This window comes from Bacillus mycoides (genome assembly GCF_000832605.1).
Classification (GTDB): Bacteria; Bacillota; Bacilli; order Bacillales; family Bacillaceae_G; genus Bacillus_A; species Bacillus_A mycoides.
Genome location: NZ_CP009692.1, coordinates 5,051,884 through 5,064,764, shown reverse-complemented (window position 1 = coordinate 5,064,764; position 12,881 = coordinate 5,051,884). Strand labels below are relative to the sequence as shown.

The following is a 12,881-nucleotide window of genomic DNA, read 5'->3' as shown; positions in this document are numbered from 1 at the left end:
GGGATGTGATGAGAATGCATATTGAAATGAAGAACATTTCAAAAGCGTTCAGTGGTAATCCTGTTCTAAAAAACGCACAGTTTATGATTGAAACAGGAGAAGTCCATGCATTGATGGGGGAAAATGGAGCGGGGAAATCGACGCTCATGAAGATTTTAACAGGTGTATATAAAAAAGACAGTGGAACAGTCATGATTGATGGGAAAGAACGAACTTTTAAAAGTGCGAAAGAAGCTGAAGAGTATGGTATTGCATTTATCCATCAAGAGTTGAACATATTACCGAATTTAACGGTAGCTGAAAATATGTTTCTTGGAAAAGAGTTAATGTATGGGAAAACGGGCATTTTACGTACGCGTCAAATGAATGCGATTGCCCAGCAACAATTAGCAGATCTTGGTCTACATGTGAGAGGTGCTATGCTAGCAGGTGAATTATCAGTTGGACAACAGCAAATTATTGAAATTGCTAAAGCATTAATGACAAAGGCGAGCGTTATTATTATGGATGAACCTACAGCAGCATTAACAGATCGCGAAATTGAAACTCTGTTTATTGTTATTAATAAATTGCGTAAAGAGGGCGTTTCATTCGTTTATATTTCACACCGGATGGAAGAAATTTTTTCAATATGTGATGCTATTACGATTTTGCGTGATGGAGAATATGTAGGGAAAAGATTAATTCCAGAAACGTCATTTGATGAAGTAGTTAGCATGATGGTGGGCCGCAGTATTGGTGAACGTTATCCAGAACGAAATAGTCAAATTGGCGAAGTGATTTTTGAAATGCGAAACGGAACGAAAAAAGGAAAATTTGAAAATGTTTCGTTTCAAGTTAGAAAAGGTGAAATCCTTGGTGTTGCGGGCTTGATGGGAGCTGGTCGCACGGATATTATGAAAGCAATATTTGGATATGAACCGCTCGATTCAGGAAAAATTTTCATGAATGGACAAGAAGTAAAAATTGATAGTCCAATTGATGCGATTAGACAACGAATTGCCTTTATTACAGAGGATAGAAAATCTGAAGGGCTTGTGTTAGATTTTTCGATTCGTGAAAATTTAGCTTTACCAAATTTAGAAAGTCTTTCAAAGGGAAGCGTGGTTAATAAAGGTTTAGAACGGCAATTTACAGAGGATATGATGAAGCTTCTTAATGTGAAAGCAGCAAACGGAGAGCAAGCTGTCAAATCTCTTTCTGGTGGAAATCAGCAAAAGATTGTAATTGCAAAATGGTTAGGTATTCATCCGCAGTTACTCATTTTAGATGAACCAACGAGAGGTGTAGATGTTGGGGCTAAAAAAGAAATTTACTCTATTATGAATAAGCTTACCGAGCAAGGAGATGCCGTTATTATGGTATCGTCTGAGCTTCCAGAAGTTTTAGGAATGAGTGATCGAGTTCTCGTCATTCATGAAGGGAAAATCGGTGGTATTTTAGAGAAAGATCAGGCATCGCAAGAGTCTATTATGGCACTAGCTACAGGGGGAGAGTAAGATATGGCTAAGAAGGGGAATGTATTACAACAACTTGGTTCTTTAATTGGATTAGTATTAATTATCGTAGTAATTACAGCTTTAAATCCAGCATTTATTGAAATTCCAAATTTATTTAATATACTGCGCCAAGTATCGATTAATGCACTCATTGCATTTGGAATGACCTTCGTTATTTTAACAGGGGGTATTGACTTATCGGTAGGTTCTATTTTAGCATTATCAAGTGCACTTGTTGCCGGAATGATGGCAAGTGGCATGGATCCGTTCCTTGCAATGGTAGTTGGATTGTTAGCAGGTCTTGCAATGGGGATTGTAAACGGTATCATTATTGCGAAGGGAAAAGTAGCTCCGTTTATTGCAACTTTAGCAACAATGACTATTTTTCGCGGGTTGACGCTTGTTTATATGGACGGACGTCCGATCACTGGTCTTGGTGATCATTTAATGTTCCAAATGTTTGGCCGTGGTTATTTCCTTGGTATTCCTGTGCCAGCCGTTACAATGATGATTGCTTTTGCAGTATTGTACTTTATTTTAAAGAAAACAACGTTTGGTCGCCGTACGTTTGCGATTGGTGGAAATGAAGAAGCGGCAGCTTTATCAGGTATTAATGTTACGAGAATTAAAGTAATGATTTACGGTCTTTCCGGAATTTTGGCAGCGCTTGCAGGTATTGTCTTAACATCAAGGTTAGATTCTGCACAGCCGACTGCTGGTACTTCTTACGAATTGGATGCAATTGCTGCAGTTGTGTTAGGAGGAACGAGTCTTTCAGGTGGAAGAGGATGGATTGTTGGTACATTCATCGGTGTGCTTATTATTGGTGTACTAAATAACGGTTTAAATTTATTAGGTGTATCTTCTTTCTTCCAACAAGTTGTAAAAGGACTTGTAATCTTACTAGCTGTACTAATTGATCGTCGAAAAGAAGCGTAATGGAGGGGCAATTCATGAAAAAATGGTTACTGATACTCGTTGCATGCATCATGGTAGTTACTGCTGGTTGTTCAATGGAACCACCAGAATGGGCAAAGGATTCTAGCGATAAAGGTCGAAATAAAACTATTAAAGTTGGATTTTCTGTTTCAACTTTAAATAATCCATTTTTCGTCACGTTGAAAAAAGGTGCAGAAAAGAAGGCAAAAGATAGCGGCATTGAATTAATTGCTGTTGATGCACAAAATGATGCGGCGAAGCAAACAAATGATGTTGAAGATTTAATTCAAAAAGGTGTCGATGTAATTGTTATTAATCCAACCGATTCAGATGCTGTTGCTTCAGCGGTAAGTGCAGCTAATGCAGCCAATGTTCCTGTTATTACAGTAGACCGGGTTGCGAATTCAGGTAAAGTTGTTTCTCATATTGCTTCCAACAATATAGAAGGTGGTCAAATGGCTAGTGATTACATTCGGGAGTTAGTTGGTGAAGGAACAAATGTTGCTGAGTTAGAAGGAATCCCTGGATCGTCTGCTGCTCGTGAGCGTGGGAAAGGATTCCATAACGTAGCTGATAAGTCTTTAAAAGTAGTAGCAAAACAAGCAGCTGATTTCGATCGTGCAAAAGGATTATCCGTTATGGAAAATATTTTGCAAGCAAATAGCGATATAAAAGCAGTGTTTGCTCATAACGATGAAATGGCATTAGGCGCAATTGAGGCATTGAAATCTGCTGGTAAAACAGATGTGGTTGTTGTTGGATTTGATGCAACAGATGATGCTGTAAAAGCGGTTAAAGATGGGCGTATGGCAGCAACAATCGCTCAAAAACCAGAATTAATCGGAGAGAAGGCGATGGAAACAGCGAAAGAGATAACACAAGGTAAAAAAGTGGACAAATTTATTCCGATTGAATTAGAGCTTATTAAGAAAAAATAAATAAATATAAAATGAAAATTAGGAAGGAAGAATAACAAATGAAATTTTTTATTGATACAGCAAACATTAACGAAATTAAAGAGGCAAATGCATTAGGTGTAGTAGCTGGAGTAACGACAAATCCATCACTTGTAGCAAAAGAAGGCGTAGATTTCCATGAGCGTATTCGTGAAATTTGCAGCTTTATTGAAGGACCTGTAAGCGCAGAAGTAATTAGCTTAGAAGCTGATAAAATGATTGAAGAAGGAAAAGAGTTAGCAAAAATCGCTCCAAACGTTGTTGTAAAAGTTCCAATGACAACAGAAGGCTTAAAAGCAGTAAAAGCATTCTCAGATTTAGGAATTCGTACGAACGTTACATTAGTATTCTCAGCGGTGCAGGCATTACTTGCAGCTCGCGCTGGTGCGACATACGTTTCACCGTTCTTAGGTCGCCTAGATGATATCGGTCATAACGGTATGGACTTAATTCGCCAAATCGCAGAAATCTTTGCAATTCACGGCATTGAAACAGAAATCATTGCAGCATCTGTCCGTCACAGTGTTCATGTAACAGAAGCAGCATTAAACGGTTCACATATTGCAACAATCCCAGCAAACGTAATCGCTTCATTAGTGAAGCACCCATTAACAGATCAAGGAATTGAGAAATTCTTAGCTGATTGGGAAAAAACACAAGAGAAATAATACGAAATGGAGAACCCAAGTTTAATTAACTTGGGTTCTTTTTTTTGTTTGAAAGAATTTTCATGCAATTGTGCATATTGTCTTTTAAATTTTTAATATAAGCTATTTAATATATACAAATCACTCTTTATTTTTCACATTTCGACATAAAAAGATAGAGGGTCTGACCAGAAAACTGGAGGACATGATTCTATAACAGAAAGCTTATTGCTTATAGAATCATGTCTTTTATTATACAAGGGAGGATAGATTACGTATTTTTATCTGAAGTTTAAGATTGATACAAGGGGATGAGTAAGATGAGAAAAAAAGCGCCATTTAAAGTGTTGTCATCGTTAACGATCGCGACAATCATCGGATGCTCAGCTGTAATGAGTGCTCCGTTAGCATACGCAGAAACGCCAGCAAAAGAAAGTGTGTCTACAACACCAATTGATTACAATTTAATTCAAGAAGATCGTTTAGCGGAAGCACTGAAGGAAAGAGGAACAATTAATCCAGCATCTTCTAAAGAAGAGACGAAAAAGGCTGTAGAGAAATATATTGAAAAGAAACAAGGGGATCAGGCAAATAAAGAAATTCTTCCAGCGGATACTGCTAAAGAGGCATCTGATTTTGTGAAAAAAGTAAAAGAGAAAAAAATGGAAGAAAAGGAGAAAGTAAAGAAACCTGAAAAAAATGTTAGCCCTGAGCAAAAACCGGAACCAAATAAAAATCAATTGAATGGGCAAGTTCCAACTTCTAAAGCAAAGCAAGCGCCATATAATGGACCGGTTCGAAATGATAAAGTATTAGTATTACTCGTTGAATTTAGTGATTATAAACATAATAATATTGATCAAACGCCAGGGTATATGTATTCGAAAGACTTTAGTAGAGAGCATTATCAAAAAATGTTATTTGGTAATGAGCCGTACAAGCTATTTGATGGTTCGAAAGTAAAAACGTTTAAACAATATTATGAAGAGCAGTCTGGCGGTAGTTATACGACGGATGGATATGTAACCGAATGGCTAACTGTGCCAGGGAAAGCGTCTGACTACGGTGCTGATGGTAGTAGTGGTCACGATAATAAAGGACCAAAAGGCGCACGTGATTTAGTGAAAGAAGCTTTACATGCAGCTGCTGAGAAAGGGTTAGATTTATCTCAATTTGATCAATTTGATAGATATGATACAAATGGTGATGGAAATCCAAATGAACCTGATGGTGTAATTGATCATTTAATGGTAATCCATGCTGGTGTTGGTCAAGAAGCTGGTGGCGGTAAATTAGGTGATGATGCAATTTGGTCACATCGTTCAAAATTAGCAATAGATCCAGTAGCGATTGAAGGTACAAAATCAAATGTAGATTACTTTGGTGGAAAAGTAGCAGCGCATGATTACACAATTGAACCAGAAGATGGAGCAGTAGGTGTATTTGCGCATGAATTTGGACATGACCTTGGTTTACCGGATGAATATGACACGAAATATACTGGAACTGGTTCACCTGTTGAAGCGTGGTCATTAATGAGTGGAGGTAGCTGGACAGGAAAAATCGCAGGAACAGAGCCAACTAGTTTCTCACCACAAAATAAAGATTTCTTACAAAAAAATATGGGTGGTAACTGGGCAAAAATTTTAGAAGTAGATTACGATAAAATTAAGCGTGGTGTAGGAGTTCCTACATATATTGATCAAAGTGTTACGAAATCCAATCGTCCAGGCGTTGTACGTGTTAACTTACCAGGTAAAAGTGTTGAAACAATTAAACCGGAGTTTGGAAAGCATGCATATTATAGTACAAGAGGAGATGATATGCATACAACATTAGAAACACCATTCTTTGATTTAACAAAAGGAACAAATGCAAAATTCGATTATAAAGCAAATTATGAGTTAGAAGCAGAGTGTGATTTCATCGAAGTACATGCTGTAACAGAAGATGGAACGAAGACGTTAATTGATAGAGTTGGAGAAAAAGTAGTACAAGGAGATAAAGACACGACAGATGGAAAATGGATTGATAAATCATACGATTTAAGTCAATTTAAAGGGAAGAAAGTGAAACTACAATTCGACTATATTACAGATCCAGCTTTAACATATAAAGGTTTCGCGATGGATAATGTAAATGTAACAGTTGATGGACAAGTAGTATTTTCTGATGATGCAGAAGGAACATCTAAAATGCAGTTAAATGGATTCGTTGTTTCTGATGGGACAGAGAAGAAACAACATTATTATTATTTAGAGTGGAGAAACTATGCTGGATCAGATAATGGATTAAAAGCAGGAAAAGGTCCGGTGTATAATACTGGTCTTGTCGTTTGGTATGCAGATGATAGTTTCAAAGATAACTGGGTTGGGGTACATCCAGGTGAAGGCTTCCTTGGTGTTGTAGACTCTCATCCAGAAGCGTTTGTTGGTAATTTAAACGGGAAACCAGCGTATGGTAATACAGGCATGCAAATTGCAGACGCTGCCTTTTCATTTGATCAAACACCCGCATGGAGTGCAAATTCATTAACACGTGGACAGTTTAACTATTCTGGATTACAAGGTGTTACAACTTTTGATGATTCAAAAGTATATAGTAACAAACAAATTGCAGACGCGGGAAGAAAAGTTCCAAACCTTGGACTTAAATTCCAAGTTGTTGGACAGGCAGAGGATAAATCGGCAGGCGCTGTTTGGATTAAACGTTAATAACATAAAAGCACATTCTTCATATGAAGAGTGTGCTTTTTAATTTGTACATTAAGTTATTATTTTAGCTTATGTAATACAATTGTCTGTTCATATGTAGTGTATCAAATTATGTGGGTAAAGGAAATATTTCCGAGGAAATTGTCGAAGTATCGTCGGTATTTATACACTTTCTTTGTAGAAGAAGAAATGTAATATTGCCTTTACAGTTTAATTTATTTACATTGTTATTTGGCTATACACAAAAGTGATATATTCGGCAATCAAAGAGCTCTATTCGATAGGGCTCTTTTTTATGGATAGAAAGGAGTGAACTAAATGAAAGAAATAATTGAATGTCCACAGTGTGAAGGGAATATTACTGCACAACATATTATTGATCTCCCGCATCCTTTTTCATTCAGGTGTCCACACTGTAAGGTGAAATTAAAAGAAATGAGGATCACACCATGTTTAATATTAGCGGCAATTTGTATAATTCCACTGTTTATTATGATTGGAGAGAGTATTAAGGAATTACTAGTAAAATATTTTTCTATTATAGATGATGTACCAACTGTACTTATTTTCTTCTTATTTTGTTATCCGTTGTATTATCTTTATGAAAAATATAATGCCATATTGTTTATTAAATACGGCTTGTTGAAAGTCAAAAGTTGAATAGGAGCTTATCATTATGTTGTGGAAAGTTTATTTAGTAATTATAGCGATATTAACTATAACTTCGCTAGTAAGAGGCATGTTTCAAACACTAATTCAAAAGTTTGATTTTGTGGTGACTATAATCACGTGGATTGGGCTATTTGGTTTTGTCTTTGATGTAGAGATAGTAACCCCACTCGTTTGGAAATGCATCTTCCTGTTTAGTGTTATTTGGACTTTGAGTGCCGTTTTTGTTTTACGTTTATATGAAGAGAAGGATGAACCGCTACCTTTTATATTCAAATTAATTGGTATTATCCCAACGCTGCCATTATATTACGGATTATATCAATATGCATTTTAAAAAAAGACAATGATGGAATTAACCCATCATTGTCTTTTTTACTTTGCTTCTTACAAAAATCATTCCAGCAAATGTTAACAAGAATGCAGTTCCGATAACGAAGCTGACGCTAGGCGATGCCCCGATTGCTCCGACTGTAAAGGAGCCAGCAACAACTCCTAATGAGAAGAAAGCATAAAACAATCCGAATGCTTTTCCGCGCTTATCATCTGTCGTATTTTCAACAAGTAATGCATTTATCGATGGGAAAAGGATAGCGAATCCAATGCCATAAATCATCATAACGATAAAGAGCATACCTTTTGTTGCGAATAATCCAAGTAAAGATAACGCGAATGCCATTACTGCAATCCCAATTAGCATGAGTTTTGAACGATTAAATCGATCGTAAATACGGTTTGTTGGTAGCAAGAAGAAGAGGATAGCGGTAATTCCGAATACACTTAACATCATTCCTGTTGTAGATGCTTTAAGCGCGAATGCCTCAACTTTCACTGGTAGCATATAAGTGACAATTCCTTGTGAGAACATTAGTGTGAAAGCACCAATATATGCTTGCAATAACGGTTCTGATTTCAATAGTTCAATCATATCTTCTTTGTTCATCATTTGTGTTCTTGAGGTATCTTTTCTTGATACGTTATTTGGTAAGAAGAATAGAGATACGATTGTACCAAGGACCATTAAAATAGAAATGGTGATGAACACCCACTCTATACCAGCAGTTGCTTTCATAATTCCACTGAAAGCCGGTCCTACAATTGCCGCTGTTCCAACAGCAGCACCAGATAGAGCCATTGCCTTACCTTGTCTTGCTGAATTTGTTTGTTTTGATAAAAACGTAAAGGCAGCAGGAATTAAAAATCCGTCACTAAAGCCGTGCATAAAGCGCACAACTAATAGTTGTTCACCACTTTGAACAACGGTGTATAACAAGACTATGAAACTCGTAAGTCCCATGCTTATATAAAGTATTTTTTTTGCACCAAATTTATCGACAGCAGCGCCAGCAATAATATTACCGATCATATTAGCGAATGAGTACATACCGACAACTAGCCCAATAATAAGAGGAGATCCTCCAAGACTTTGAGCGAACGTACTCATAATAGGTAATTGTGAAAATGTATCTAAAAACGCTACGATAACAATAAAGTAAATAAAATATTTCAAGCGATATTCACCTCTCCTATGCTATTATGGCATAATGCTAATTTCAACCGCAATGAAATTAGCATTAACAGATGTGGAAAAAAGTACAAAGTGACAAAATATTGAACGTTATTTGTTAAAATTTAGTGGAATTGAGATTGTTTTTTTGAAATATATGGATAGAAGTATTATAATAGATTGGTAAACTTCACCAGGTTAAGTATATACGTAGAGAGGGATGTATAAAATGAAAGCATTACTTTGGCATAATCAACGCGATGTACGAGTAGAAGAAGTACCAGAACCAACTGTAAGACCAGGAGCAGTTAAGATTAAAGTGAAATGGTGTGGTATCTGCGGAACAGACTTGCATGAATATTTAGCAGGACCTATTTTTATTCCAACAGAAGAGCACCCATTAACACACGTAAAAGCACCGGTTATTTTAGGTCATGAGTTTAGTGGTGAGGTAGTTGAAATCGGTGAAGGCGTTACTTCTCATAAAGTGGGAGATCGCGTCGTTGTAGAACCAATTTATTCTTGTGGTAAATGTGAAGCTTGTAAACATGGACATTACAATGTTTGTGAACAACTTGTTTTCCACGGTCTTGGCGGAGAAGGCGGCGGTTTCTCTGAATATACAGTAGTACCAGAAGATATGGTCCACCATATTCCTGATGAAATGACGTATGAACAAGGTGCACTTGTAGAACCAGCAGCGGTAGCAGTTCATGCAGTACGTCAAAGTAAATTAAAAGAAGGGGAAGCTGTAGCAGTATTTGGTTGTGGTCCAATTGGACTTCTTGTCATTCAAGCAGCTAAAGCAGCAGGAGCAACTCCTGTTATTGCAGTAGAACTTTCTAAAGAACGTCAAGAGTTAGCAAAATTAGCAGGTGCGGATTATGTATTAAATCCAGCTACTCAAGATGTACTAGCAGAAATTCGTAACTTAACAAATGGTTTAGGTGTAAATGTGAGCTTTGAAGTAACAGGTGTCGAAGTAGTACTTCGTCAAGCGATTGAAAGTACAAGCTTTGAAGGACAAACTGTAATTGTTAGTGTGTGGGAAAAAGATGCGACAATTACGCCAAACAATCTTGTACTAAAAGAAAAAGAAGTTATCGGTATTCTTGGATACCGTCATATCTTCCCAGCTGTTATTAAATTAATTAGCTCTGGCCAAATTCAAGCAGAGAAATTAATTACGAAAAAAATCACAGTAGATCAAGTTGTTGAAGAAGGATTTGAAGCACTTGTAAAAGATAAAACACAAGTGAAAATTCTTGTTTCACCTAAATAATAGAGAATAGTAAAAAGTAGCCCTTTTCTAGAAATAGAAGAGGGCTACTTTTTTTCTATACAGAAAGGTGATAGACTTTCCTTTAACTACAGGTATTTTGTTTGGAAGGGGAAGTCTAATGCTTTCATTTATGTTGACATTGAAACGGATGCTAAAAGCTTGTTTACGAGCGTGGAAAGATAAAGAATTTCAAGTATTATTCGTATTAACATTTTTAACATTAACATCTGGTACGATTTTTTATAGTACAGTTGAAGGATTACGTCCTCTTGACGCTCTATATTTTAGTGTGGTTACGTTGACGACTGTCGGTGATGGGAATTTTAGTCCGCAAACTGATTTCGGAAAGGTATTTACAATCTTATACATATTTATTGGGATTGGATTAGTGTTTGGATTTATTCATAAATTGGCAGTTAATGTGCAACTGCCAAGTATATTATCGAAAAGAAAAAAAGAGTAAAGCGGTTAATCGCTTTACTCTTTTTTTACATTAGTTTAGACAAGTATTTGCAGTAGCTTAACAATATTTTATTACAATGTAAGTGTATTCATTCATTATATTCACTATGTATAAAGTTATAATGATATGAACATTTGCATATTTTAATTTATTGATAGAAATTTTGTGAAAGGTGGGATATTCTAGTCATAGGTTAACCGGAAGACATCGTAGGATCCTAACAAAATATGAAAAATAATTCAATTATAAAATGGAGGATTTCAGATGAAAAAGAAAGTTCTTGCTTTAGCAGCAGCTATTACATTAGTAGCTCCGTTACAAAGTGTTGCATTTGCTCATGAAAATGATGGGGGAAGTAGAATAAATATAGTTCACCGCTGGTCTGCTGAAGATAAGCATAAAGAAGGCGTAAACTCTCATTTATGGATTGTAAACCGTGCAATGGATATTATGTCTCGTAATACAACACTTGTAAAACAAGATCAAGTTGCACTATTAAATGAATGGCGTACGGAGTTAGAGAACGGTATTTATGCTGCTGACTATGAAAATCCTTATTATGATAATAGCACATTTGCTTCACACTTCTATGACCCTGACAATGGAAAAACTTATATTCCATTTGCAAAGCAGGCAAAGGAAACTGGAGCTAAATATTTCAAATTAGCAGGTGAGTCATACAAAAATAAAGATATGAAACAAGCATTCTTCTATTTGGGGTTATCTCTTCATTACTTAGGGGATGTAAATCAACCGATGCATGCGGCAAACTTTACAAATCTTTCGTATCCACAAGGGTTCCATTCTAAATATGAAAACTTTGTAGATACGATAAAAGATAATTATAAAGTAACGGATGGAAATGGATATTGGAACTGGAAAGGTACAAATCCAGAAGATTGGATTCATGGAGCGGCAGTAGCTGCGAAACAAGATTACTCTGGCATTGTAAATGATAATACGAAAGATTGGTTCGTGAAAGCAGCTGTATCACAAGAATATGCAGATAAATGGCGCGCTGAAGTTACACCAATGACAGGTACGCGATTAATGGATGCACAACGTGTTACTGCTGGATACATCCAGCTTTGGTTTGATACGTACGGAAATCGTTAAATATTTGAAAAAGGTCAAATCTCAGAATAGAGTATTTGGCCTTTTTATCACTACACAGTACATGGAGGTATGAAACGTGAAAGGTAAATTGCTAAAAGGTGTACTTAGCTTTGGGATTGGTTTAGGAGCTTTATATAGTGGATCTTCAGCTCAAGCAGAAATGTCTATAAATCAAAATAATACATTAAAAGTGATGACGCATAATGTGTACATGCTATCAACGAACTTATATCCGAACTGGGGACAAAATGAGCGTGCTGATTTAATTGGGGCAGCGGATTATATGAAAAATCAAGATGTTGTTATATTAAATGAAGTATTTGATAATAACGCTTCAAATCGCTTATTAGGAAATTTGAAGAAAGAATATCCAAATCAAACGGCAGTATTAGGTCGTAGTAACGGAAACGAATGGGATAAAACATTAGGTAACTATTCATCTTCGACCCCTGAAGATGGCGGTGTAGCTATTGTGAGTAAATGGCCAATTGTTGAAAAGATTCAATATGTATTTGAAAAAGGATGTGGGCCAGATAACTTATCAAATAAAGGATTTGTATACACAAAAGTTAAGAAAAATGATCGTTTCGTTCATGTAATTGGGACACATTTACAAGCTGAAGATAATATGTGTGGACAAACTTCGCCAGCATCTGTACGTACAAAACAGCTACAAGAAATTCAAGAGTTTATTAAAAATAAAAATATACCAAATAACGAGTATGTGTTAATTGGTGGTGATATGAATGTGAATAAAATAAATGCTGAGAATAATAGTGACTCAGAGTACGCATCCATGTTCAAAACATTGCACGCTTCTATTCCATCTTATACTGGACATACTGCAACTTGGGATGCGACGACAAACAGTATTGCGAAATATAACTTCCCCGATAGCCCTGCCGAGTATTTAGATTATATTATTACAAGTAAGGACCATGCTAATCCATCGTATATAGAGAATAAGGTGTTACAGTCGAAATCGCCACAATGGACTGTTACGTCATGGCTCAAAGAATATACATATAATGATTACTCGGATCATTATCCAGTAGAGGCGACTATTTCTATGAAGTAGAGTAGCCTTGA

Annotated in this window: 12 protein-coding genes; 11 read left to right on the top strand and 1 reads right to left on the bottom strand. The window is 36.2% G+C overall.

What is annotated here, in order from left to right; all coding sequences use genetic code 11:
• Positions 1–14: 14 nt before the first annotated feature.
• The 7 genes from rbsA (at position 15) to BG05_RS27810 (ending at position 7,761) form a co-directional block, all read left to right on the top strand.
• Positions 15–1,499: a ribose ABC transporter ATP-binding protein RbsA gene (rbsA, locus tag BG05_RS27840; protein WP_002125250.1), complete on the top strand. Its 1,485-nt coding sequence runs from the start codon at positions 15–17 to the stop codon at positions 1,497–1,499.
• A 3-nt stretch (positions 1,500–1,502) separates the two neighbouring features.
• Entirely contained in the window at positions 1,503–2,438 is a 936-nt protein-coding gene (locus BG05_RS27835) for an ABC transporter permease subunit (protein ID WP_002029798.1), read from the top strand.
• Between the two features lie 14 nt (positions 2,439–2,452).
• Positions 2,453–3,376: a ribose ABC transporter substrate-binding protein RbsB gene (gene rbsB / locus BG05_RS27830; RefSeq protein ID WP_033733757.1), complete on the top strand. Its 924-nt coding sequence runs from the start codon at positions 2,453–2,455 to the stop codon at positions 3,374–3,376.
• A 38-nt stretch (positions 3,377–3,414) separates the two neighbouring features.
• Positions 3,415–4,062 carry a fructose-6-phosphate aldolase gene (gene fsa, locus BG05_RS27825; RefSeq protein WP_000667669.1) on the top strand — a complete coding sequence of 216 codons (648 nt, stop codon included), beginning with the start codon at positions 3,415–3,417 and terminating at the stop codon, positions 4,060–4,062.
• Positions 4,063–4,361: 299 nt separating this feature from the next.
• Positions 4,362–6,755 (top strand): M6 family metalloprotease immune inhibitor InhA2, encoded by a 2,394-nt coding sequence (gene inhA2, locus BG05_RS27820; protein ID WP_002125257.1) that lies wholly within the window; start codon positions 4,362–4,364, stop codon positions 6,753–6,755.
• Between the two features lie 318 nt (positions 6,756–7,073).
• Complete coding sequence (locus BG05_RS27815; protein WP_002125258.1) at positions 7,074–7,415, top strand: hypothetical protein; 342 nt, start codon at positions 7,074–7,076, stop codon at positions 7,413–7,415.
• Between the two features lie 16 nt (positions 7,416–7,431).
• Entirely contained in the window at positions 7,432–7,761 is a 330-nt protein-coding gene (locus tag BG05_RS27810; RefSeq protein ID WP_033733756.1) for a hypothetical protein, read from the top strand.
• An 18-nt stretch (positions 7,762–7,779) separates the two neighbouring features.
• Here BG05_RS27810 and BG05_RS27805 read toward each other — a convergent pair whose 3' ends face one another.
• Entirely contained in the window at positions 7,780–8,934 is a 1,155-nt protein-coding gene (locus BG05_RS27805) for an MFS transporter (protein ID WP_003187257.1), read from the bottom strand.
• Positions 8,935–9,160: 226 nt separating this feature from the next.
• On the opposite strand from BG05_RS27805, the gene bdhA reads away from it, so the two are divergent.
• From bdhA to sph, 4 genes are all read left to right on the top strand, one after another.
• A complete protein-coding gene (gene bdhA / locus BG05_RS27800) occupies positions 9,161–10,213 on the top strand; it encodes a (R,R)-butanediol dehydrogenase (protein WP_000645834.1) in 1,053 nt (350 codons plus the stop codon).
• Positions 10,214–10,331: 118 nt separating this feature from the next.
• Positions 10,332–10,676: a potassium channel family protein gene (locus tag BG05_RS27795; RefSeq protein ID WP_000948238.1), complete on the top strand. Its 345-nt coding sequence runs from the start codon at positions 10,332–10,334 to the stop codon at positions 10,674–10,676.
• A 264-nt stretch (positions 10,677–10,940) separates the two neighbouring features.
• A complete protein-coding gene (gene cerA, locus BG05_RS27790) occupies positions 10,941–11,792 on the top strand; it encodes a phospholipase CerA (protein WP_002029789.1) in 852 nt (283 codons plus the stop codon).
• A gap of 76 nt (positions 11,793–11,868) precedes the next feature.
• Positions 11,869–12,870, top strand: a complete 1,002-nt coding sequence (gene sph, locus BG05_RS27785) for a sphingomyelinase C (RefSeq protein ID WP_003187254.1) — start codon at positions 11,869–11,871, stop codon at positions 12,868–12,870.
• Positions 12,871–12,881: the final 11 nt, after the last annotated feature.

Excerpts from the sequence above, each read along its gene's own strand:
- rbsA (WP_002125250.1), top strand. The coding sequence starts at position 15 with ATGCATATTGAAATGAAGAACATTTCAAAAGCGTTCAGTGGTAATCCT.
- BG05_RS27835 (WP_002029798.1), top strand. The coding sequence starts at position 1,503 with ATGGCTAAGAAGGGGAATGTATTACAACAACTTGGTTCTTTAATTGGA.
- rbsB (WP_033733757.1), top strand. The coding sequence starts at position 2,453 with ATGAAAAAATGGTTACTGATACTCGTTGCATGCATCATGGTAGTTACT.
- fsa (WP_000667669.1), top strand. The coding sequence starts at position 3,415 with ATGAAATTTTTTATTGATACAGCAAACATTAACGAAATTAAAGAGGCA.
- inhA2 (WP_002125257.1), top strand. The coding sequence starts at position 4,362 with ATGAGAAAAAAAGCGCCATTTAAAGTGTTGTCATCGTTAACGATCGCG.
- BG05_RS27815 (WP_002125258.1), top strand. The coding sequence starts at position 7,074 with ATGAAAGAAATAATTGAATGTCCACAGTGTGAAGGGAATATTACTGCA.
- BG05_RS27810 (WP_033733756.1), top strand. The coding sequence starts at position 7,432 with ATGTTGTGGAAAGTTTATTTAGTAATTATAGCGATATTAACTATAACT.
- bdhA (WP_000645834.1), top strand. The coding sequence starts at position 9,161 with ATGAAAGCATTACTTTGGCATAATCAACGCGATGTACGAGTAGAAGAA.
- BG05_RS27795 (WP_000948238.1), top strand. The coding sequence starts at position 10,332 with ATGCTTTCATTTATGTTGACATTGAAACGGATGCTAAAAGCTTGTTTA.
- cerA (WP_002029789.1), top strand. The coding sequence starts at position 10,941 with ATGAAAAAGAAAGTTCTTGCTTTAGCAGCAGCTATTACATTAGTAGCT.